Origin of the sequence: Streptomyces iconiensis, assembly GCF_028657195.3 — a bacterium.
GTDB lineage: Bacteria > Actinomycetota > Actinomycetes > Streptomycetales > Streptomycetaceae > Streptomyces > Streptomyces iconiensis.
The window spans coordinates 35,556-59,988 of record NZ_JANCPR020000058.1; the positions used below are offsets into that span (position 1 = coordinate 35,556).

Annotated in this window: 11 protein-coding genes; all 11 read left to right on the forward strand. The window is 71.0% G+C overall.

Annotated elements, in window-relative coordinates; translation table 11 throughout:
* Positions 1 to 35 precede the first annotated feature (35 nt).
* Entirely contained in the window at positions 36 to 1,511 is a 1,476-nt protein-coding gene (locus tag NMN56_RS37095) for a DHA2 family efflux MFS transporter permease subunit (protein ID WP_274047218.1), read from the forward strand.
* A gap of 86 nt (positions 1,512 to 1,597) precedes the next feature.
* Positions 1,598 to 2,641 (forward strand): LLM class flavin-dependent oxidoreductase, encoded by a 1,044-nt coding sequence (locus tag NMN56_RS37100; protein ID WP_274047217.1) that lies wholly within the window; start codon positions 1,598 to 1,600, stop codon positions 2,639 to 2,641.
* Positions 2,642 to 2,707: 66 nt separating this feature from the next.
* Entirely contained in the window at positions 2,708 to 4,339 is a 1,632-nt protein-coding gene (locus NMN56_RS37105) for an ABC transporter substrate-binding protein (protein ID WP_274047216.1), read from the forward strand.
* Positions 4,339 to 5,289 (forward strand): ABC transporter permease, encoded by a 951-nt coding sequence (locus NMN56_RS37110; protein WP_274047215.1) that lies wholly within the window; start codon positions 4,339 to 4,341, stop codon positions 5,287 to 5,289. Before NMN56_RS37105 ends, NMN56_RS37110 begins: the two co-directional genes overlap by 1 nt.
* Complete coding sequence (locus tag NMN56_RS37115) at positions 5,289 to 6,158, forward strand: ABC transporter permease (protein ID WP_274047214.1); 870 nt, start codon at positions 5,289 to 5,291, stop codon at positions 6,156 to 6,158. Before NMN56_RS37110 ends, NMN56_RS37115 begins: the two co-directional genes overlap by 1 nt.
* 47 nt (positions 6,159 to 6,205) lie before the next feature.
* Positions 6,206 to 7,843, forward strand: coding sequence for a dipeptide ABC transporter ATP-binding protein (locus NMN56_RS37120; protein WP_274047212.1), 1,638 nt, complete (start codon positions 6,206 to 6,208; stop codon positions 7,841 to 7,843).
* A gap of 63 nt (positions 7,844 to 7,906) precedes the next feature.
* A complete protein-coding gene (locus NMN56_RS37125; protein ID WP_274047211.1) occupies positions 7,907 to 9,148 on the forward strand; it encodes an acyltransferase family protein in 1,242 nt (413 codons plus the stop codon).
* Positions 9,145 to 10,371 (forward strand): cytochrome P450, encoded by a 1,227-nt coding sequence (locus tag NMN56_RS37130; RefSeq protein ID WP_274047210.1) that lies wholly within the window; start codon positions 9,145 to 9,147, stop codon positions 10,369 to 10,371. Before NMN56_RS37125 ends, NMN56_RS37130 begins: the two co-directional genes overlap by 4 nt.
* Positions 10,372 to 10,496: 125 nt before the next feature.
* Positions 10,497 to 10,688, forward strand: a complete 192-nt coding sequence (locus NMN56_RS37135; RefSeq protein ID WP_274047246.1) for a ferredoxin — start codon at positions 10,497 to 10,499, stop codon at positions 10,686 to 10,688.
* A 101-nt stretch (positions 10,689 to 10,789) separates the two neighbouring features.
* The gene (locus NMN56_RS37140) at positions 10,790 to 11,569 is read left to right on the forward strand and encodes an SDR family NAD(P)-dependent oxidoreductase (RefSeq protein ID WP_274047209.1); all 780 of its coding nucleotides are present in this window, start codon (positions 10,790 to 10,792) and stop codon (positions 11,567 to 11,569) included.
* A 334-nt stretch (positions 11,570 to 11,903) separates the two neighbouring features.
* On the forward strand, positions 11,904 to 24,433 hold a 12,530-nt coding region (locus NMN56_RS37145), incomplete at its 3' end, for a type I polyketide synthase (protein WP_283742549.1).

Here is a 24,433-nt window from a genome sequence, read left to right on the forward strand (position 1 = left end):
CATTCTTACTGGACGCGAAGTACAAAGGAGTCCCCGTGTCTGTAAATCAAGCGGAGGAGAGCGCTCCAGCGCGGCTCGACGCCGCGCTGCTCACCGTCGTCGGCGTGATGGTGCTCGGCGGGATGATGTCGTATCTGGACGCGACCATCGTCAACGTCGGAATCAGCACTCTGGGCGGGGAATTCGACGCACCGCTCGCGACCATCGAATGGGTCACCACCGGCTACCTGCTCGCGGTCGCCTTCGCCATCCCGCTCGCCTCCTGGGCCACCGTCCGCTTCGGCGCCAAACGCATGTGGCTGCTGGGACTCACGCTCTTCCTCGCCGGATCGGCACTGTGCGCCCTCGCATGGAACGCCGAGAGCCTGATCGCCTTCCGCATCCTGCAGGGCCTCGGTGGCGGCATGGTCGACCCGATCATGATGACCGTGGTGGCACGCGCCGCAGGACCGAAGCGGATCGGCCGCGTGATGGGACTCATCTCGATCCCCATCACCCTCGGCCCCGTCGTCGGACCCCTCATCGGCGGCGTACTGCTCGAACAGCTCTCCTGGCAGTGGCTGTTCCTGGTCAACCTCCCCTTCGCACTGGCCGCCATCCTCCTCGCACTCCGCGTACTGCCCGCCGACCCACCGCGCGACGGCACCCCGGAACCACTGGACATCCTCGGCGTGCTGCTGCTCTGCCCCGGCTTCGCCGCACTCGTCTTCGCCCTCTCCCAGGCGGGCGCCGGCGGCTTCGGCAGCCCTCAGGTGATCGCCGGGCTCGCCGGCGGCCTGCTGCTCTTCACCGGCTACGCCTTCCACGCACTGCGCACTGCCAAGACCCCGCTGCTGGACCTGCGGCTCTTCTCCAGCAAGGGCTTCACAGCCAGCGTGACCACCATGTTCCTGCTCGGCGGCGGACTGTTCTCCCTGCTCTTCCTGCTGCCGCTCTACTACCAGGACGTACACGGGCGTTCGGTCCTGGAGTCCGGCCTGCTGCTGGCGCCGCTGGGACTCGGCACCCTGATCGGCATGCCCGTGGCCGGCAAGCTCGCGGACACCTACGGAGCCAGGCGCCTCGTCCCGACCGGCGCCGTACTCATCGCAGCAGGCTCCCTCGTCTTCACCCAGTCAGGGCCCGACACCTCACAACTCCCGCTCACCCTCGCCCAGTTGGCAGCCGGATTCGGAATGGGACTGGTGGGCGCACCCACCATGGGCTCGGCCTACCGCACCGTTCCCAGCGACGCGGTCGGCGGCGCCACCGGCGCGATCTTCATCCTCAACCAGATCGGCGCCTCACTCGGCATCGCCGTCATCGTGCTGATCCTCCAGGGCAACGGCACGCACACCGCACCGACCGTCCAGTCCTTCGGCAACGCCTTCTGGTGGCCCTTCGCCGCCGCCGCGGTGGTCTTCCTCACCGGACTGCTCCTCCCCGGCAAACCCCGCCCCACCCCGTCCGGCGACCCCGCACCGTCCGACACCCCGGCCCCGCACGACGATCTGGTGCCCGACCGGACCTGACCACGGCGGCGGCCCCGCCACGGGGCGCTCTCTCCCCGCCCCCCAACGCCGCCGGGCGCCGCCCGGCCCTTGCCAAGGAGCCCAGCATGGCCAGATCCGCCGATGTCCCCCTGTCCGTACTTGATGTGGTTCCCGTCTTCGAGGAAGGCTCGGCGACCGGCGCGCTGCGAGACACCGTCGCCCTCGCGCCCAGGATCGAGGAACTCGGCTACCTGCGCTACTGGGTCGCCGAGCACCACAACATCCCGAGCCTGGCCACCTCAGCGCCCGCCATTCTCGTCGGGCGCCTCGCAGCCGCCACCACCACGCTGCGTGTCGGGTCCGGGGGCGTGCTGCTGCCCAATCACCCTCCGCTCGTGGTCTCAGAACAGTTCGGCACCCTGGAGGCGCTGTACTCCGGCCGGATCGACCTGGGACTGGGCCGGGCCTCCGGCACCGACCCGATCACCGCCCGCGCGCTGCGCCGCGTACCGGAGGGCACCGACGACGACTTCCCGTCCCGGATCAGGGAGTTAAGCGGCTACTTCGCCCCCGGCACCCCAACCACCGGTATCACCGCGGTCCCGGCAGAGGACGGCAGGCCGGACCTGTGGGTTCTGGGGTCGAGCCCGTCCAGCGCTGAGCTGGCGGGCGCGCTCGGACTGCCGTACGCCTTCGCCCATCAGATCAACCCGCACGCGACCGCCACCGCCCTCGACCACTACCGCATGGCCTTCCGGCCCTCGGCGCAGCTCGACCGGCCGCGCAACCTGATCGCCGTCCTCACCACCGTCGCCGACACCGACGAGGCGGCATGGCGGGTGGCCTCGCCCTATCTGCTCGGCAAGCTGCGGATGCAGACGGTCCAGCGCTTCGACGCCTTCCCTTCCGAGGGGACGTCCGCCGCGCACACGTACAGCTCCACGGAGCGCACCTTCCTCCAAGACCTCGCCGAGCCACAACTCATCGGAGGGCCACGGACCGTACGCGACAAACTCACCGCCCTCCTCCAGCACACCGGCGCCGACGAGGTGATGGCGCTGACGATCGTCCCCGACCAGGAGGACCGACTGCGCTCCTTCGCCCTCCTCGCGGAAGCCGCCGCCGGAGTGCGGCCCGTGTCTGCCGAGGGCGCTTCAGCGCGGCTTTAGAACCGCCGGTGACAATGCCGCACCCCACCACGCGCAGCCGGAGCAGGAATGGACTCGTGTCGCACCATGCAACGAGCCACGCCCCCGTCCACCTTTGTCGCGCTCGCCCTCCTCGCCGTCACCGCGTGCGGCTCCAGCGGTGGCACCGGAAGCTCTCCGGACGCCGTGCGGCCACGCGACGGTGGCAGCCTCACCTACGCAGAGAGCCAGGAACCCGGCTGCTGGGACCCGCACAGCAGTTCCGAGGACAGCACCGCTTTCGTCCAGCGCCCCGTCTTCGACTCGCTCGTCCACCAGACTCCGGACGGCGCACTGGAACCGTGGCTGGCCAGCTCGTGGCGGACCGGCAAGGGCGGACGTGCCTACACCTTCACCCTGCGCCGCGATGTGATCTTCCACGACGGTTCGCGGATGGACGCCGCCGCGGTCAAGGCCAACTTCGACCACATCACCGCCAAGACCACCCGCTCCCAGTACGCAGCAGGGCTGCTGGGTCCCTACGAGGGCACCACGGTGGAGGGCACGTACCGGGTCACTGTCCGCTTCAGCCGGCCGTTCGAACCATTTCTCCAGGCCGCCAGCACGACCTATCTGGGCATCGCCTCACCCGCCTCGTTGAAGGCGGGTCAGGCTGCGCTGTGCGCCGGCACCGGCTCCGTCGGATCCGGCCCGTTCAAGGCCGGGCGCTACGTGCGGGGACAGCAGCGCGCCTACGCCAGAAACCCCCGTTACGCCTGGCCTCCCCAGAGCGCGAACCACTCCGGCCCGGCCCGGCTGAACTCTTTGACGATCCGTTTCCTCACCGACGACACCACCCGTGTGGGCGCGCTCACCTCGGACCAGGTCGACGCGGTGGCGGCGATCCCACCCCATCAGGTCGGCATCCTCACCAGGAACGCGCAGCTCAAGACGGTCAGCAAAGCGATACCCGGAGCCGTCAACGCCTTCTACCTCAACACCAGGAGCAGTCCCTTCTCCGACCCGCGCGTGCGCAAGGCGTTCCAGCGCGCGATCGACTTCAGCACGCTGGCCAAGGCGATCTTCCAGGGCGCCAACTCTCGTGCCTGGTCCCTGCTTTCTCCCTCCACGCCGAACGGCTACGCGCCCGCCGAGGCAGGGCGCCGACCGTACGACCCGCGGCTCGCGGCACGTCTGCTGGACGCGGCGGGCTGGACAGGGCGGGACGCCGAGGGCTATCGGACCAAAGACGGAGACCGACTCACCGTGGTCGCCCCGGTGTACGGCACGGCATCCCTCTTCACCCAGGCGGTACAGGGTGCCCTCAAGCGGGCCGGCATCCACCTCGACGTCGTCGAGTCCGCCGACGCGGCGGAGGTCTCCACCCGCCTGAGCCAGGGGCGGTACGACGTGGTGCAGACTTCCTGGGCACGCGGCGACGGCGACGTCCTCAGCCAGTTCCTCCTGTCCACCGCGGACCCCGCGTACGGCGGACGCAACTTCTCCGCGCTCAGCGACCCCCTCCTCGACCGCTGGCTCAAAGCCGCCCAGACCGCACGTTCGGCGAAGCAGCGGACGCTGTACTACGCGAAGATCCAAGAGCGTGTCCTCGACGAAGCGGTCGCGGTGCCCGCCTACATCCCCACCGGGTCGGTGGCCCACAGCACACGGGTCCACGGTCTCCGGCTGAGCATCTCGGCATGGCCCGAGTTCTATGAAGTGTGGGTGGAGGACCGCTGATGGCGGCAGCCGTACGCCTCGTCGCGCGCCGGGTCGCGGCTGCCGTCCTGGTCCTCTGGGGCGCGGCGAGCTGCGCCTTCTTCATCCTCCAGCTCGTCCCTGGCGACCCGGTGAACGCCATCGTCGGCAGCGACGCCATGGTCGGGGCGGAGCAACGGGACGCGATCCGCCGCCAGTACGGCCTCGACCAGCCGTTGTTCGATCAGTACGTGGGATACCTGCGTCATGTCGTACACGGCGAACTGGGCGATTCCTACCAACTCCAGCAGCCGGTCTCCGCCGTGCTGTCGCATCAGCTCCCACCCACCGCGGAACTCACTTTCTGGACCGCTCTGTCGGCGATCCTGGGCGCCGTGCTCGTGACGATCCTGACCTCAGGCCGGTCGCAACGGCCGCGTCGTATCAGTACGGTGGTGGAACTCGTCATCATCTCCACCCCGTCCTTCTGGCTCGGGATCATGCTTCTGACGGTCTTCTCCTTCCGGCTGGGCTGGCTGCCCGTTTCGGACAGCGGCGACGGCCGTTCGCTGATCCTGCCGGTGGTCACGCTGGCGCTGCCGATGGCTGCGCTGCTCACCCAAGTGATGCGCGAGGGGCTGCTCACGGCCATGGAAGAGCCCTTCGTGCTGTCGGCCCGCGCACGCGGGCTGGCCGAGCACACGGTGCGGTCCCGGCATGCGCTGCGCCATGCCGCGCTTCCCGCGCTGACGCTCGCCGGCTGGTTCACCGGCACCCTGCTCGGCGGAGCGGTGGTCGTCGAGAACGTCTTCGCCAGGCCCGGCATCGGACGCATCACGCTCCAGGCGGTCAGGGACCGCGATCTGCCCGTCGTGCAGGGCGTGGTGCTGCTCTCCGCCGTGGTGTTCGTCGTCATCAGCGCGGTGGTGGAGACGCTGTACGTGGCCGTGGACCCCCGGCTGCGCCGAGGGACGGGGGTGCGGGCCGCGTGATGTCCGCAGGAACCCGGGGACCGGGCCGACGGTGCAGCCGGCCGGGGCCGGGAGGACAGGGCCGGTCGCGGCCCGCCGTCCTTCTCGCGGCGGCCTTCCTGACGCTCGTCGTCCTGTTCGCGCTGTTCCCCGCGCTCTTCACCAGCGGTGACCCGGCCGACACCGATCCCGTGCACGCCTTCGCACCGCCGAGCGCCCAGCACTTCTTCGGAACCGATCAGCTCGGCCGCGACGTACTCACCCGGAGCGTGCACGGCACCCGCTACTCCCTCGCGATCGGCGCAGCCGCCACCGCCATCGCGATGGTGACGGCGACGGTGTGGGGACTGGCCGCGGCCTTGCTGGGCCGGTTCGCCGACGCGGTCCTGATGCGCGTCGCCGATGTGTTCCTCGCGCTGCCCGGCCTCCTGCTGGCGCTCATGGTGATCCTTGTCATGGACAAGGGCGCCCTGAGCACCACGGCGGCGGTCGCCGCCGGCACCGCTCCTGGGCTCGCCCGTGTCGTCAGGGCTCAGGCGCTGGTGGTGCGGCTGTCCGGCTACGTCGAGTCGGCGATCGCACTCGGCGTCCGCACACCGCTGACGGTGCTGCGGCACATCCTGCCCAACGCGCTGAGCCCGCTGCTCGTGCTGGCGCCGGTCTCTCTCGGCACGTCCATATCCGCCGGGGCCGCCCTGAGCTACCTGGGCCTCGGCCTCCAGCCGCCGACGCCCGAATGGGGAACGATGTTGACCGAAAGCCAGGCTTATCTCCAACAGGGCTGGTGGACAGCTCTCTTCCCCGGCCTGCTGCTGGTGGCCACGGTCCTCGCCGTCACCGCGGTCGGCGGGCACGTGGGCGGCCATGCAAGGGGGCGGGTTCTCTCTTGACGGCCACCTCGGACCGGACGAACACGGCGCCGCCCCCGCTGTTGGACGTGACAGGACTCAATGTCCGCTTCGACGACGGCCCCACGCCCGTCCACGCCGTACGGGATGCCTCGTTCTCACTGAACGCCGGCCGCTGTCTGGCCCTGGTCGGCGAGTCCGGCTCGGGCAAGTCCGTGCTCGCCCGCTCCCTGCTGGGGCTCGCAGGACCCGACGCGACGGTCACGGCCGACCAGTTGCGGATCGCCGGGTACGACGCCCGCTCCTTCGGGCCCCGCGAATGGCGCGCCGTCCGGGGGAGGCGGATCGGGCTCGTTGCTCAGGATGCCCTGACCGCCCTCGACCCGGTGCGCCCCGTGGGCCGGGAGATAGCCGAACCGCTGCTCGCCCACCACATCGTGCCGAGGCGTGCCGTGAGAGCCCGGGTGCTGGAACTGCTGGACCGGGTCGGCATGCCGGAGCCGGGGGCCCGGGCCAAGGACCGTCCGCACCAGTTGTCGGGCGGGCAGCGGCAGCGGGCCCTGATCGCCTCGGCGCTGGCCGCTGATCCCGACACGCTGATCGCCGATGAGCCGACCACGGCACTGGACGCGTCCGTACAGGCACGCATCCTCAGGCTCCTGGGCGAGTTGACGCGCGACGGGATGGCGCTGCTGCTGATCTCGCACGACCTCACGGTGGTCGAGGCGCTGGCGGACGAGGTCGCCGTGGTACAGGACGGGCGGATCGTGGAGTCCGGGCCGACGGCGCGCGTGCTGGAAGCACCCCGGCATGTCTGCACCAGGAAACTGCTGGCGGCCGTCACGGGCGCCCGGCGCCGCACCGCTCTGCCACCAGGCCCGGCCACGGGCGGCACGCCGCTGCTCCAGGTCACGGATGTGGTGCGCACCTTTCAGGAGTCCAGGGGCGTGCGCAGGACAGCCGTGGACGGGGTGTCGTTCAGCCTGCGCGACGGGGAGGCACTGGGCCTGGTCGGGGAGTCCGGGTCCGGCAAGTCCACTCTCGCCCGGATGGTGCTGGGCCTGCTGGAGCCTGACGCGGGTTCCGTGCGGTTGGCCGGCGAGCCCTGGAGCGCGGTACCTGAGCGCGACCGGCGTCGCCGGCGGCACGCGCTGCAACTCGTGCCGCAGGACCCGCTCAGCTCCTTCGACCCGCGTTGGCCGGTGGCCCGCGTCATCGGAGAGGCGCTCGCCGCGGCGGGGCGACCGCGCCGGGACCGTGCGGCCCTGACGCGGGCCCTGCTGGAGCGGGTCGGCCTCTCCCCGGAGCATGTGACGTACTCCCCGCGGGCCCTGTCCGGCGGGCAGCGGCAGCGGGTGGCACTGGCCCGCGCGCTCGCCTCCGGGCCGCGCCTGCTGGTGTGCGACGAGCCGGTTTCCGCCCTGGATGTCACCGCACAGGCCCAAGTGCTCGACCTGCTGCGGAAGTTACGGGCGGAACTGGGCCTGGCCACGCTCTTCGTCTCGCACGACCTGACCGCGCTCCGGGGGGTGTGCGAGCGGGTGATGGTGATGCATGACGGGCGGATCGTGGAATCAGGCCCGGTTGCCGAGGTCTTCGCCGCGCCCCGGCACCCGTACACCCGCGCGCTGCTGGAGGCGGTGCCCCGGCGGCTCAGGGCCGTCCGGCACCCGAAGGCCCCGCTCCGTCTCGCGGATGCGGCCGAGCCTGCACAAGGACGGCTTTAGATCCGGCCAATCACGGCCTGCGAGCCTCGCCCCGCCAGGTCCGATCGAGCCGGGGGAACCACCGTGCCTCAACCACCGCACATACCCGCCACTTCTGCCACCGTCCAGGAGACCGCACCGCCCACCTTCCCCGCGAAGCTGCCCTCCCTCACCGGGATGCGCTTCATCGCCGCGCTGCTCGTGTTCGCCTTTCACGTCACCTTCCCGCAGACGGGGTTCTACGGCGGGGGCACGGGCGACGTGCTCGGCACCTGGGCGGCGAAGGCCGGCTTCTACGGCGTGTGCTTCTTCTTCGTCCTCAGCGGGTTCGTGCTGACCTGGTCCGCGCGGGCCGACGACACCGCGCCGCGCGTCTGGCGCCGGCGTCTGGTGAAGATCTTCCCGAACCACGTCGTGACGCTCGTGCTGGCGGGGCTGCTGATGCTCGCCGTGTCACAGCCGATTCCCGTCTGGAGGGCGCTGGCCAACCTCTTCCTCGTACAGACCTGGGCGCCGGACATGGCCACCGTCAACTCGATGAACACGGTGAGCTGGTCGCTCGCGTGCGAGATGTTCTTCTACCTGTGCTTCCCGCTACTGCTCCGGATGCTCAACGCCGTGCCGGTGCACCGTCTGTGGACGGCGGCCGGGATCGTCGCCGTCCTCGCGCTCACACTGCCGCTCGTCGGCCAGTACCTCATCAGCGACCAGCCGAAGCTTCCCTTCATAGGCGACGGCTCGCTCTCTTTTCAGCAGGTGTGGTCCGTCTACTTCTTCCCGCCGGCCCGTGCGCTGGAATTCGTCCTGGGCATGATCGTCGCTCGGATCGTACAGACCGGACGCTGGCCGCGGCTGGGACTCGCGCCCTCGGTTCTCATCGCGGCAGCCGGCTACGTGGTGGCGTCCAATGTCCCCTATCTCTTCAGCATCGCCGGGGCCGCCGCCCTGTGGCTGGTGCCGCTGGTGGCCTCCGGTGCCGTCGCGGACCTGCGCGGGTACCGGTCCTGCTTCCGCGGCCGGACCCTGGTCCGGCTCGGCGAACTCTCGTTCGCGTTCTACATGGTGCACGCCCTGGTGGTCGAGTACGGGCACCGCTTGATCGGCCGGAGCGAGGTCTGGTCGCTGCTGCCCGGCACCGGCCTGAGCCTGGCCGCCTTCGTCCTCAGCCTCGTCCTCGCCCACGCCCTGTTCACCTGGGTGGAGAACCCCCTCGCACGACGCTTCAGCACCCCACGCCGACGGTCGGCCGAGCCGCCGCCGGCTGCCCCCGCACCGCCAACCAGGCCGGTGACGGCCGGCCCCGGAACCTTGGAGCCCAGCGAATGACCGACACGGCCGACGTGCACCTCCCCGCGCCCCCGGAGGACATCCCCGCGTACCCGCAGCAACGCGGCTGCCCCTATCACCCGCCCGCCGGATACGACCGCTACACCGAAGACGGACCGGTGTCGCCGGTGCGGCTCTACAACGGCCGCCAGGTGTGGGCAGTGAGCGGGCACGCCGAGGCACGGCAGGTCCTGCTGGACGCGGTCACCTTCTCGTCCGACCGGGTCCACCCGCACTACCCGGCCACCGCGCCCCGCTTCGAATCGGCCCGGAAGGTACGCAACTTCATCGGGATGGACCCGCCCGAGCACACCGTCCAGCGCAAGATGCTGCTGACCAGCTTCACGGTGAAGAAGGTGGCGGCACTGCGGCCGGGCATCCAGAGCATCGTCGACGGACTCATCGACGCCATCGAGGCCAAGGGCCCGGTGGTGGACCTGGTACCGGAATTCGCGCTGCCGGTGCCGTCCATCGTGATCTGCCGGCTGCTCGGTGTCCCGTACAGCGACCACGAATTCTTCGAGGAGCAGTCGCGGCGCGTCGTCACCGGCAGTACGAGCCTCCAGGACAGCGCGGACGCCTTCGCCGGTCTGAGCAGCTATCTGGGGGAGCTGATCCGGACCAAGGAGAGCGACCCGGGCGACGGACTGCTGGACACCCTCATCGAGGAGCAGGTCAAGCCGGGCAGGCTGACTCACAGGGAACTGGTCGACATCGCGCTGCTGCTGCTCGTCGCGGGGCACGAGACGACGGCCAGCGCCATCGCGCTCGGGCTGCTGACCCTGTTGGAGAACCCCGACCAGCTCGCGGCGCTGCGCGCCGATGCCACGCTGCTGCCCACCGCCGTCGAGGAGCTGCTGCGCTACACCGCGATCGCGGACGGGGTGGCCCGCTTCGCCACCACGGACACCGAGCTCGGAGGCCACCGGATACGGGCGGGCGACGGGCTCATCGTCGTGATCTCCACGGCCAACCGGGACGAGCGCGCATTCGGCGACGGGGCGGGCTTCGACCCAGCGCGCGGCGCCCGCCATCACATCTCCTTCGGCCACGGAGTCCACCAGTGCATCGGACAGAACCTGGCCAGGGCGGAGATGGAGATCGCGCTGAGCACCCTGCTGCGCAGACTGCCGGGTCTGCGGCTCGCCGTACCTGCCGACCGACTGCCGGTCAAGGAAGCCGGCGGGGTCCAGGGGGTCTGGGAACTCCCCGTCACATGGTGAGGCACACCGCCCGCCGAGCGACCGCACACCACAGCCTCTCGTACCCCGGCCCTCACGCCGCGCACACGAGTGCCGGAAGGAACGTCCACACCGCCGAACACCCCGCGACCGAAGGGGAACCGACCATGCGCATCACCGCCGACACCGACCGCTGTCTGGGAGCAGGGCAGTGCGTGCTCTCCGCACCTGACCTCTTCGACCAGTCCGACGAGGGGACGGTGGTCGTCCTCGCCGGCACGGCGGCCGAAGACGACAGGCAGCGGCTGGAGGAGACCGTGGCGCTCTGCCCCTCGCAGGCCATCGCAGTGGAGGGCTGACGGCTGACAGCTGAGGACGCCGGCCGGCAGGGCACCGGTCCACGTCGGCGGAACCGCTACCGACCGTTCGCATCACCCCATCCGAAGGAAAGGGATCGAAGATGAACCTGGAACTCAAAGGCCGGACAGCGCTGGTCACCGGCGCGAGCCGAGGCATCGGACTGGCCATCGCCCGCACCCTGGCCGCCGAGGGCATGCGGGTGGTGGCGGCCTCGCGGTCCGCCTCCTCCGAACTGTCCGACCTGGACGCGGTGCACTTCCCTGTCGACCTCACCGAGGCGGACGGTCCGGCCCGCTGCGTCGACTTCACCGTGCGCGAACTCGGCAGCCTGGACGTGCTGGTGAACAACATCGGCGGCGGGGGCACCATGAAGGGCGGGTTCGAGGCCATCGACGTCTCGGACTGGGACGCGACCTTCGCTCTGAACTTCTTCGCCACGGTGCGCGTGACACGGGCCGCACTGCCGAGCCTGAAGGAGGAGGGCGGCGGCAGCGTCGTGAACATCTCTTCGGTCGGCGGCCGGGTACCAAAGATCACTTACGACTACTGTGCGGCCAAGGCAGCCCTGAACAGTCTCACCAAGGCACTGGCCGAGGAGTACGCGAGCCAGGGGGTGCGGTTCAACACCATCACGCCAGGCGTCACACGGACCCCCGCCTTCGAAGCCGCGTTCGACGACATGGCGGCGAGCCAGGGCTCAGGAGAGGACAGGGACTCCGATCCTTTGCAGGCGCTGCTCTCCCAAATGGGCATCTCGACGGGCCGGTTGGTTGAACCCTCGGAGGTGGCCGCTGTGGCCGCCTTCCTCGCGTCCCACCAGGCGGACAGCATCACCGGCTCCGACCTGGTGGTGGACGGCGGGATGATCAAGACCCTCTAGAACGCTCGCGGGGCCCGCCGCCCGTCCAGGGCAGCGGGTTCGGAACGCGGCCCGGGGGACGCACCGCCGCGCGGTGCGCCGTGTCCCCCGGGCACCAGTGTCGGTGGTGCGGCCTCACGTCGGGGCCGCACCACCGACGCGTCGGCCACCCCGCAGGCCGAGCGGGCCCGGCGCCGCCGACAGCGTCGGTTTAGACCGCACAAAGGCTCCCGTTAGCCGAGCTGTCGATGCTTGGCGCAGGCAGGTGCCCATCAGCCGGCGCGAAGCGAGGCCAGAAACCGCGACGCCGCCTTCGCTGCCGTGTCGTCCTCAACGAGGGAGCCAGTAGCCAGCGATGCCCAACGACCACACCACTGCCGACGGCAAGTCCACGCGCCCCGCCACCCTCGGCGATCCGGGGAACCGCCCCGGGGACCCGCCCTCGCCGGCGCTCGGGGCCGCCGGGCCCATCGCCGTCATCGGACTCGCCTGCCGGCTGCCCAAGGCGCCGGACGTGGCGGCCTTCGGGCGGCTGCTGGCCCTGGGGGAACACGCGGTGGGCGAACCGCCCGCTGGGCGGTGGGCGGAGGACGCGCCGCGCTTCGGCGCCTTCCTCGACGAGGTCGACCGCTTCGACGCGGCCTTCTTCGGGGTCTCGCCCCGCGAAGCCGAGGCCATGGACCCCCAGCAACGGCTGATGCTCGAACTCGGCTGGGAGGCGCTGGAAGAGGCCGGCATCGTCCCGGCCCGGCTGGCCGGCAGCCGAACCTCGGTCTTCGCGAGCGCCATCTGGGACGACTACGCGGCCCTGCACCACCGACGTGGCCGGTCCCCGAGCCGGTACGCGGTCACCGGCCTGCACCGCAGCCTGCTCGCCAACCGGCTCTCCTACGCCCTCGGCCTGACGGGTCCCAGCATGACGGTGGACACCGCGCAGTCCTCCTCACTGGTCGCGGTACATCTTGCGTGCGAGAGCCTGCGGCGCGGCGAGACGGACCTCGCGGTGGTCGGCGGTGTGAATCTGATCCTCTCCCCTGACAGCAGCGAGCGCAGCGCGGGATTCGGAGCGCTGTCCCCGGACGGTCGCTGCTTCACGTTCGACGAACGTGCCAACGGCTATGTGCGCGGCGAGGGTGGCGCGGCCGTCGTCCTCAAGCCGCTGGAACACGCGCGGGCCGACGGTGACCGGGTGCACTGCGTGATCCTCGGCAGCGCGGTCAACAACGACGGCGCCTCCCAGGGGCTGACCGTGCCGGACCGGGCCGCGCAGGAGGCAGTGCTGCGGGCCGCCCACGCCCGCGCCGGTACCTCCCCGCGGTCCGTCGGCTACGTGGAACTGCACGGCACCGGGACCCCGGTTGGCGACCCCGTGGAAGCCGCGGCACTGGGCGCCGTGCTCGGTCACGACCGTCCCGCCGGGTCTCCGCTGCTCGTGGGCTCGGCCAAGACGAACGTGGGCCACTTGGAGGGCGCCGCCGGGCTGGTGGGTCTGGTGAAGACCGCGCTGAGCATCGCGCGCCGCAAGCTGCCGCCGAGCCTCAACTTCCGTTCGCCGCACCCGGACATCCCGCTGACGGAGCTCGGCCTGCGGGTCGTGACGGAGGAGACCCCCTGGCCGGTACCCGCCGGTGGACAGGAGGCCGGGGGCGAGCTGATCGCCGGGGTGAGCTCGTTCGGCATGGGTGGCACCAACTGCCACATGGTGCTCGCGGGTCCGGCGGACGAGCCGGCGCCGGAGCCGTCCGCCAACGACCTGGCGGAGGTGGGCAGTACGGTTCTCTGGCCGGTCTCCGGCCGCGGACGGGCCGCGCTGCGCGAGCAGGCAGCACGGCTGCTGGGGCATCTGGTCTCGGTGGAGGGCGCGGCCACGCGTCCGTCGGACACGGCGTATTCGCTGGCCACCACGCGTACCCATTTCGAGGATCGTGCGGTGGTGTTGGGGGATGGGCGTGATCAGGCGCTGGAGGCACTCGACGCACTCACCCAGGGACGCGAACACCCCGCCCTGATCCAGACCACCACACCCCCCACACCCACACCCCGCACCGCCTTCCTCTTCACCGGCCAAGGCAGCCAACACCCCCAAATGGGCCGCGAACTCTACGACACCTACCCCCACTTCGCCCACGCCCTCAACCACACCTGCGACGCACTCGACCCCCACCTCCCCCACCCACTCCGCGACATCCTCTTCGCCCCACCACACACCGAAAAAGCAGCACTCCTCAACCAAACCCAATACACCCAACCCGCCCTCTTCGCCCTCGAAACCGCCCTCCACCACCTCCTCACCCACTGGGGCATCCACCCCCACTACCTCACCGGCCACTCCATCGGCGAACTCACCGCCGCCCACACCGCCGGCGTCCTCAACCTCACCGACGCCGCCACCCTCGTCACCACCCGCGCCCGACTCATGCAAACCGCCCCCACCGGCGGAACCATGATCGCCATCGAAGCCACCGAAGAAGAAACCCTCCCCCTCCTCACCCCCAACCTCACCATCGCCGCCATCAACACCCCCCACTCCCTCGTCATCTCCGGCAACACCGACGAAGCCCACCACCTCGCCCACACCCTCACCACCCAAGGCCGCAAAACCAAACAACTCACCGTCAGCCACGCCTTCCACTCCCCCCACATGGACCCCATCCTCAACGAATTCCACCAAACCGCCACCACCCTCACCTACCACCCACCCCACACCCCCATCATCAGCAACCTCACCGGCACCCTCGCCACCACCGAACAACTCACCAACCCCACCTACTGGACCCAACACATCCGCCACCCCGTCCGCTTCAACGACACCATCCAAACCCTCCACAACCACCACACCACCACCCTCATCGAACTCGGCCCCGACGCCGCACTCACCGGCATGGCCCGCGACTCCCTCCAGGAATCCGGACAAGCCCTGCTCGCCTCGATGCGCCGGGGGCGGCCCGAGCCGTCGACCCTGCTGGCGGCAGTGGCCGGAGCCCACACGCACGGCACCCCGGTCGACTGGTCGAACATCCCGGAGGTGGGGCGCGGCCGGGCGGTGGCGCTGCCCACTTACGCCTTCCAGCGCGAGCGCCACTGGCTGGACACCCGCTCCGAGACGTCCGCGCCGGCGGCGGGACCGGACTCGGACTCGGACACCGCCCCGCGAACCGATACGGCTCCACCCGCTGCGGCCCACAGCACGGAGGGCCCACAGTCACTCGCCGCCACGCCCACCGACCTGCTCGACCTGGTCCTCGCCCAGGTGGCCATCGTGCTCGGGCACGTGACGGCCGACTCCGTGGACGCCGACCACGCCTTCAAGGATCTCGGCTTCGACTCGCTCTCCGGCGTCGAACTGCGTGACCGGCTCCAGACCGCGACCGGACTGAGCCTGCCGTCCGCCCTGGTCTACAACCACCCCACACCCACCGCCGTCGTCCGCCTGTTGCGGGAGCGGCTCTCAGGCGAGGGCCGCACCGACGCGGGGCCCATCCCGGGCCGCCCCGTCCCCGCCGCCGACGATCCGATTGCGATCGTCGGCATGGCCTGCCGCTACCCGGGCGGAGTTGCCTCCCCCGAGGACCTGTGGTCCCTCGTCCGCTCCGGCACCGACGCGATCGGCCCGTTCCCCACGGACCGGGGCTGGGACCTGGCGGCCCTCTACGACCCTGACCCCGCCGTACCCGGCACGACCTATGTCCGCGAGGGGGGATTCCTCGCCGCGGCAGGCGACTTCGACCCCGCCGCGTTCGGGATCTCACCGCGCGAGGCGACGGCGATGGACCCCCAGCAGCGGCTCCTGCTGGAGACCTCCTGGGAGGCGCTCGAACACGCCGGTATCGCGCCCGACTCGCTGCGCGGGAGCCTTTCAGGAGTCTTCGTCGGCTGCACCGCACAGGATTACGGCCCACGGCTGGATGAGGCGGCCGACGGCTTCGACGGGTATCTGCTCACCGGAGGCACCACGAGCGTGGCCTCGGGCCGGCTGGCGTACACCTTCGGGTTCGAGGGCCCGGCGGTGACCGTCGACACGGCCTGCTCCTCGTCGCTGGTCGCACTGCACCTGGCCGCCCAGGCACTGCGCCAGGGCGACTGCGACATGGCCCTCGTCGGCGGCGCCACGGTGATGGCCACCCCCGGGATGTTCCTGGAGTTCAGCAGGCAGCGCGGGCTGGCCCCGGACGCCCGGTGCAAGCCGTTCGCGGCTGCCGCCGACGGCACGGCATGGTCCGAGGGAGTCGCCATGCTCCTGGTGGAGCGGCTCTCGCACGCGCGGCGCAACGGTCACCGGGTACTCGCGACGGTACGCGGCTCAGCGATCAACCAGGACGGTGCCAGCAACGGGCTCACCGCACCGAGCGGACCTTCCCAGGAGCGGGTCATCCGCCAGGCCCTGGCGAACGCCGGACTCACGGCTCCGGAGGTCGACGCCATGGAGGCCCATGGCACTGGCACCCGCCTGGGCGACCCGATCGAGGCGGAAGCGCTGCTGGCGACGTACGGCAGCGACCGCCCCGCCGGACAGCCTTTGCGCGTGGGGTCGTTGAAGTCCAACATCGGCCATGCCCAGGCCGCCGCAGGTGTCGGCGGGGTCATCAAGATGGTGATGGCGATGCGCGACGGGCTGCTGCCGCGCACCCTCCATGTGGACGAGCCCACTCCGCACGTCGACTGGTCCACCGGAGCGGTATCGCTGCTGACCGAGGAGGCCGAGTGGCCAGACAACGGGCAGCCGCGCCGCGCGGCCGTCTCGTCGTTCGGGATCAGCGGCACCAACGCCCACGTCATCCTGGAGGAGGCGGACGAGCCCTCAGCGGAACGGCGGGAGCCGGCCGCTGCCCCGCGGCTGTGGCCGCTGTCGGGGCACTCCGAGGACGCGCTCAGGGAGCAGGCCCGTCGGCTCGGTGCCTATGTGCGCCGGCACCCCGGAACCGAATCCGCCGCTGTCGGGGGCGCGTTGGCTGCCGGCCGTGCGGTCCTCGACCACCGTGCGGTGGTGTTGGGGGATGAGCGTGATCAGGCGCTGGAGGCACTCGACGCACTCACCCAGGGACGCGAACACCCCGCCCTGATCCAGACCACCACACCCCCCACACCCACACCCCGCACCGCCTTCCTCTTCACCGGCCAAGGCAGCCAACACCCCCAAATGGGCCGCGAACTCTACGACACCTACCCCCACTTCGCCCACGCCCTCAACCACACCTGCGACGCACTCGACCCCCACCTCCCCCACCCACTCCGCGACATCCTCTTCGCCCCACCACACACCGAAAAAGCAGCACTCCTCAACCAAACCCAATACACCCAACCCGCCCTCTTCGCCCTCGAAACCGCCCTCCACCACCTCCTCACCCACTGGGGCATCCACCCCCACTACCTCACCGGCCACTCCATCGGCGAACTCACCGCCGCCCACACCGCCGGCGTCCTCAACCTCACCGACGCCGCCACCCTCGTCACCACCCGCGCCCGACTCATGCAAACCGCCCCCACCGGCGGAACCATGATCGCCATCGAAGCCACCGAAGAAGAAACCCTCCCCCTCCTCACCCCCAACCTCACCCTAGCCGACATCAACACCCCCCACTCCCTCGTCATCTCCGGCAACACCGACGAAGCCCACCACCTCGCCCACACCCTCACCACCCAAGGCCGCAAAACCAAACAACTCACCGTCAGCCACGCCTTCCACTCCCCCCACATGGACCCCATCCTCAACGAATTCCACCAAACCGCCACCACCCTCACCTACCACCCACCCCACACCCCCATCATCAGCAACCTCACCGGCACCCTCGCCACCACCGAACAACTCACCAACCCCACCTACTGGACCCAACACATCCGCCACCCCGTCCGCTTCAACGACACCATCCAAACCCTCCACAACCACCACACCACCACCCTCATCGAACTCGGCCCCGACGCCGCACTCACCGCACTGGTCGCCGGAGCGGTGCCCGTACTGCGTAAGGGGCGCCCCGCGGTCAAGACCCTCGCCACGGCGCTCGCCACCGCCTGCGCCCAGGGCGCCGAGCTGGACCACGAGACGATGCTCGGCCAGCCCGGCACACCGGTCGACCTGCCCACGTACGGCTTTCAGCGGCAGCGCTACTGGATGCTTCCGCCGTCCCGGTCCTCAGGCCCGGGGGCGCTCGGGCTGGAAGCGGCCGGACACCCCGTACTCGTAGCTTCCGTCGAACTCGCCGAGGACGGCGGAATGTTGCTCACCGGAGTGATCTCGCCCGACACCCAGCCCTGGACAGCGGATCACGAGATCCTCGGAACGGTGTTGCTGCCCGGCACCGCCTTCCTCGAATTCGCCCTGAAGGCCGGCGAACACGCCGGCACGCCCCGCGTCGAGGAGCTGACCCTGGAGGCGCCGCTGATCTTGTCAGCCGACGCCGGACCGCTCGACCTCCAGCTGTCCGTCGGCCCTCCCGCACCGGACGGCACCCGCGCCTGCGCGGTGCACTCACGTCCGGTACGAGAGCACGGCGAGTGGCTGCGCCATGCGTCGGGGCTGCTCAGTCCGGCCTCGGAGGCGGCGCACACCACGACGGAGCCGGCTGCATGGCCGCCGAGCGGCGCCGAGCCGATCACACCGGACGCGCTCTACTCCCGGCTGAGCGACCTCGGTTACTCCTACGGGCCCGGCTTCCGGTGCGCACTCTCGGCCTGGCGGCGCGGTGAAGAACTGTTCGCGGGGCTCACCCTGCCCGAAGAACTCCGGAGCCCGGACGGCGAAGCCGGCGCCGACGAGTTCCTTCTGCACCCCGCACTCCTCGACGCGGCTCTGCATCCGCTGGTCATGCGCGAGGCCACAGAGACCGACCGGCCGCTGCCTTTCGTCTGGTCGGGCGTCGAGCTGTGGGCCACCGGTGCGCGCACCCTCCGGGTGCGGTGGGCCCCGGCGACCAGCGGCGGTACGGCGCTGAGCGCTTCGGACGAGGCGGGGCGGCCGGTGCTGACCGCCGAATCCCTCGTCCTGCGTCCGCTCGCCGCCGAGTCGTTGGGCACGCACGGCCCAACCGGGCAGCTGCACCGTGTCTCGTGGCGGACACCGGCACCGACCACGGGAAGCGGCGGGCCGGCCACGCCCCCGGCCGGCCCGCTGCCGCAGGACACGGCCCTCGCGCCCGACGACTGCGCCGTGCGCGCGCTCCTGGAAGGCACGGGCGAGGGCCGTTCCGTGGCCTCCCTGGTCGCCGTGCCGGTACCTGCCGGCCGCCAGGCGACGGCTTTCGTCCTGCGTCTGATGCGTGAGTGGCTGGACGACGAGCGGTCGGCCGACGCCCGATTGGTGTTCCTCACGCGCGGTGCCGTGGCCGCCGTCGAGGAAGACGCGGTCACCGACCCGTGGTCGAGCGCGGTGTGGGGGCTGGTGCGCTCGGCGCGCGCTGAGCATCCGACGCGGTTCGCGGTGGCCGATCTCGACGAGTTCGCGGCGGCCGGTCCCGACGCGGCGGCGGCCGGTCCCGACGGGACAGAACCGACACCTTCCGCCGGCAGCGGAACAGACCAGGCACCGTGCCCTGACAGCGGCGCCCTGGCGGCTCTGCCCCTGCTCGCCGCCTACGTCGCAGCCGAACCGGAGCTGGCCGTCCGCGCGGGCAACCTGCTCGTTCCCCGGCTCGTACTCGCCACATCCGCGACCGGACCGGCGGCGCCCATGCCACCGGACTCCGCGGGCTCCTCCCGATACACCGACCGCACCGTCCTCGTCACCGGCGGCACCGGCGGGCTCGGCCGCCGCGTTGTCCGGCATCTCGTCGAACGTCACGGTGCCAGGCATCTGCTGCTGCTCAGCCGGAGCGGCGAACAAGCCCCGGGAGCCGCCGCACTGGCCCGCGACATGTCCGAGCTGGGAGCGGAGATCCGCTTCGTCTCCTGTGACACCGCAGACCGCGACGCCCTGGCCCGCGTCCTGGGCTCTGTCCCGGACCGGCAACCGTTGGGCGCGGTGTTCCACCTGGCGGGCGTCCTGGACGATGGCACGGTGGCCGCGCTCTCCACAGAGCGGCTGGACACGGTGCTGCGCCCGAAAGCCGACACCGCCTGCCATCTGCACGAACTCACTCGGGAGCGGACACCAGCGCTGGACGACTTCGTCCTCTTCTCCTCCGTCACCGGCATCACCGGTACGGCGGGGCAGGGGAACTATGCCGCGGCCAACGCCTACCTGGACGGCCTGGCCCAGGAACGGCACGCCCTCGGTCTGCCGGCCACGTCCCTCGCCTGGGGACTGTGGACGGAGGCGGACGGCATGGCCGGCGGCCTCAGCGCGACGGAGCAGGCACGCTGGTCGCGTTCCGGAATCGCGCCGCTGGCGGTCCAGCCCTCGCTGGACCTGCTCGATGCGGCGCTGGCCGCGCCGGACGAGCCCGCCCTGGTGCCCGTACGCGTCAATCCGGGGGCGCTCGGCGTCCGGGCCGAGACGGAATCGCTGCCGCCCGTGTTACGCGACCTGGTCCGCGTGCGCCGACCGCGTGCCGGAAGCACCGATGAGCGGGGCGGCACGGACGGCTCCTGGGCTCAGCTGACCGCCGCACTCTCCGCCGCTGAGCAGAACCGCGCGGCGGAGGAGCTGGTACGGACGACGGTAGCCGCGGTGCTCGGGCATGCCGCTCCGTCAGCCATCGACACCGGCCGTGCGTTCAAGGAGCTGGGCTTCGACTCCCTCACCGGCGTCGAACTGCGCAACCGGCTCAGCACGGCCACCGGTCTCAGGCTGCCCGCCACCACCGTCTTCGACCACCCCACCGCGGCATCGCTCAGCGCCTACCTGCTCAGCCTGCTACCCGGAGCTGCGCACGCGGACGGGCACGCGATCCCGACCGGGACGGCCGGGGCAGCGGACTCCGCCGATCCTGTGGTCATCGTCGGCATGGCCTGCCGCTACCCGGGCAGTGTCGCGTCGCCCAAGGACCTGTGGGATCTGGTCGCCTCCGGATCGGACGCGATCGGCCCGTTCCCCGCCAACCGCGGGTGGGACCTGGACGGACTCTACGACCCCGACCCCGAGCGCACCGGGAAGAGCTATGCCCGCGAGGGCGGCTTCCTCTACGAAGCCGGCGATTTCGACGCCGAGTTCTTCGGGATCAGTCCGCGCGAGGCGATGGCGACCGATCCACAGCAGCGGCTGCTGCTGGAGACGGCCTGGGAGACCTTCGAACAAGCGGGCATCGACCCCGGTACGGTCCGGGGCAGCCGCACCGGGGTGTTCGCCGGGGTCATGTACAGCGACTACGGATCGGGACTCCTCCAGGCACCGGAAGAGCTTGAGGGGTATCTGCTCACCGGCAACACATCGAGCGTCATCTCGGGCCGCCTCTCCTACACCTTCGACCTTGAGGGCCCGGCGGTGACGGTGGACACGGCCTGTTCCTCGTCGCTGGTCGCACTGCACCTGGCCGCCCAGGCACTGCGCAGCGGCGAGTGCGACCTGGCGCTGGCGGGCGGAGTGACCGTCATGGCCAGGCCCGACACCTTCGTGGAGTTCAGCCGTCAGCGAGGGCTCTCCCCCGACGGGCGGTGCAAGGCGTTCGCGGCGGCTGCCGACGGCACCGGCTGGAGCGAGGGAGCCGGCCTCCTCCTGGTGGAACGCCTCTCGGACGCACGCCGCAACGGCCACCAGATCCTCGCCGTCGTCCGCGGCACCGCCGTCAACCAGGACGGCGCCAGCAACGGCCTCACCGCACCCAACGGCCCCTCACAGCAACGCGTCATCCGCCAAGCCCTCCACAACGCCGGACTCGACCCCGCCGACATCGACACCGTCGAAGCACACGGCACCGGCACCAAACTCGGCGACCCCATCGAAGCCCAAGCACTCCTGGCCACCTACGGACAAGACCGCCCCGCGGAAGAACCCCTCTACCTCGGCTCCCTCAAATCCAACATCGGACACACCCAGGCCGCAGCCGGCGTCGCCGGCATCATCAAAATGATCATGGCCATGCGCCACGAACTGCTGCCGCGCACTCTGCACATCGACGAGCCCACACCCCACGTCGACTGGGAAAGCGGCGCGGTACAGCTGCTGGACGAGGCCCGCGAGTGGCCACGAAACGGACACCCACGCCGCGCAGCCGTCTCCTCCTTCGGTATCAGCGGCACCAACGCGCACGTCGTCCTGGAAGAGGCCCCGAACCAACCGGAACCCATCTCCGGAGAAGCCCTCGACCGACCCGAACCCACTGCGGATGAAGCCTCCGACCGGTCCGAATCCGCGCCCGCTGTCACCCCCCTCACGCCGTGGCCACTGTCCGGTCACACCGAGCAGGCGCTGCGTGACCAGGCCCGGCGGCTCTCTTCCTTCCTCTGCGAGAGTCCGGATGCCCCACCGGCCGCCATCGGCCACGCGCTGGCCACCGGACGGGCCGCGCTCGGTCACCGGGCGGTGGTGCTCCCCGCCGATCCGGACGAGGCGCTGCGCGCGCTCACGGCCCTCGCCGAAGGCCGCGAGGACCCGGCTGTGGTGCGCGGCAGCGCCGAGAACACGGGCGGAACGGCGTTCCTGTTCACGGGGCAGGGCAGCCAACGCCCCGGAATGGGCGCCCAACTCCACGCCGCCCACCCCGTGTTCGCCACCGCCTTCGACAACGCATGCGCCGCACTCGACCCCCACCTCGACCGACCCCTGCGCGACATCGTCCTCGCCGCACCCGACACCGAAGAAGCCACACTCCTCAACGAGACCCAATACACCCAACCCGCCCTCTTCGCCCACGAAACCGCCCTCTACCAACTCCTCCAGCATCACGGTGTGACCCCGGACTTCGTGGCGGGACACTCCCTCGGCGAGGTGACTGCGGCGCATGTGGCAGGAGTACTCTCTCTTGAGGACGCGGCTCTCCTGGTGGCGGTCCGGGGCAGGCTCATGCAGGCCGCCAGGTGCGGCGGCGCCATGATCGCCGTGGAGGCGAGCGAGGACGAGATGGTGCCCCGGCTGACCGGGGGTGTCTCCCTCGCCGCCCTCAACTCCACCACGTCACTGGTGATCTCGGGTGACCCGGAGGCGGCGCACGGTATCGCCCGTTCCTTTGCCGAGCAGGGCCGCAGGACCCGGCCGCTCAATGTCAGTCACGCCTTCCACTCCCCCCACATGGACTCCGTGCTGGACGAGTTCCAGGCCGCCGTCGCGACCCTGGAGTTCCACCCGCCGCACACCCCCGTCATCAGCAACGTCACCGGCGCGCTCGCCACCGCCGAGGAGCTCATGGACCCGGGCTACTGGGCCCGGCACATCCGTCTCCCCGTCCGCTTCCACGACACCGTGCGCGCGCTCCAAGAGGAACACGGCGTCAGCACGCTCCTCGAAGTCGGCCCCGACGCCGCACTCGCCGCACTCGTCCCGGACGTCATCCCCAGCCTTCGGCGCGGTCACGACGAAAGGCACGGCTTCCTCACCGCACTCGCCCGGCTCCAGGTCCTGGGCGTACCGGTGGACTGGCGGCTCTTCTACCCCGGTGCGTACGACCGGGTGGAGCTTCCCTCCTACGCCTTCCAGCACAGCGGTTACTGGCTCGACCCGTATGCCCCCACGCCTCCGGGCACCGGGCCGGTGCTCGGCGTCCCCACGGAACTCGCCGAGGACGGCGGGCTGCTCTTCGCCGGCACCGTCGGGACGGACACCGTGCCCTGGCTCGCCGACCACACCGTCGGCGGGGTAACGCTGGCACCCGGCAGTTTCCTGGTCGGGCTGGCGCTGGACGCCGGTGCCCACGCCGGGTGCCCCGTCGTCGACGAACTCACCCTGGAGGCACCGCTGGTGCTGCCGGCCGAGGGGGCCGTACCGGTCCAGGTCACGGTCGGCGGACCGGCGGAAGACGGGCGCAGAACGCTCGCCGTCCATGCCCGCGGCGCCCGGGACGAGCGGTGGGTCCGGCACGCCGTCGGTGCGCTGGCTCCGGCGGGCGCGGCGCCGGCCGCCACCGCGGACTCGGTATGGCCACCGGATGGCGCGACCCCGGCCGATCCCGAGAGCGTCTACGCGCGGCTCGCCGCGCTCGGGTACGGATACGGCCCGGCGTTCCGCAATCTCAGCGCCGTCTGGCGCGCGGGCGAGACCTTGTTCGCCGAAGTCCGGCTGTCCGGGGACACTTCGGCTGCCGACGACCGGTTCGCCCTGCACCCCGCTCTGCTGGACGCCGCTTTGCATCTGCTGCCGCTGGAAGGCGAGGAGGCGGTGCGGCTTCCGTTCTCGTGGACGGGCGTACGTCTCCATGCCTCCGGTGCGACGGAGCTACGGGTGCGCCTGGAACCGCTGAGCGCCCATACGACAGCGATCGTCTTGACCGATACCACTGGTCAACTCGTCGGTTCCGTGGATTCCCTGGCGCTCCGCACACCGCCCGAAGGCGCGCTGGAAGCGGCGTCGGCGACCAGCGGGAAGCCTCTGTACCAGGTCCGGTGGGTCGCGCCCAGCACACCCTCCCCGGACACGGACGAGGCATCCTGGTGTGCGTTCGAGGATCTGGCGGGCGATACCGCGGTCCCGCCCTTCGCCGTCGCCCGGATCGGCCCTTCCGGGTCCGCCCGCGCTGCGGCGCGGCACGCTCTGGCGCTGGCGCAGGAATGGGTCGCCGACGAACGGTACGCCGACTCGTGCCTCGCCGTGGTCACGTCGGGTGCTCTCGCTGCGGTGCCAGGGGAGGCGGTGCGCGATCTCCCCGCCGCCTCGGTGTGGGGTTTGGTGCGTTCGGCGCAGAGTGAGCACCCCGGCCGGTTCGTACTGATCGACACCGACGACACCACCGAATCCCACACCGCCCTCAACACCGCCCTCAACACCAACGAACCCCAACTCGCCCTACGCAACGGCCACATACTCCTCCCCCGCCTCACCCCCCCACCCACCCCCACACCCGCAACCGGACCCGGAACCGAAAC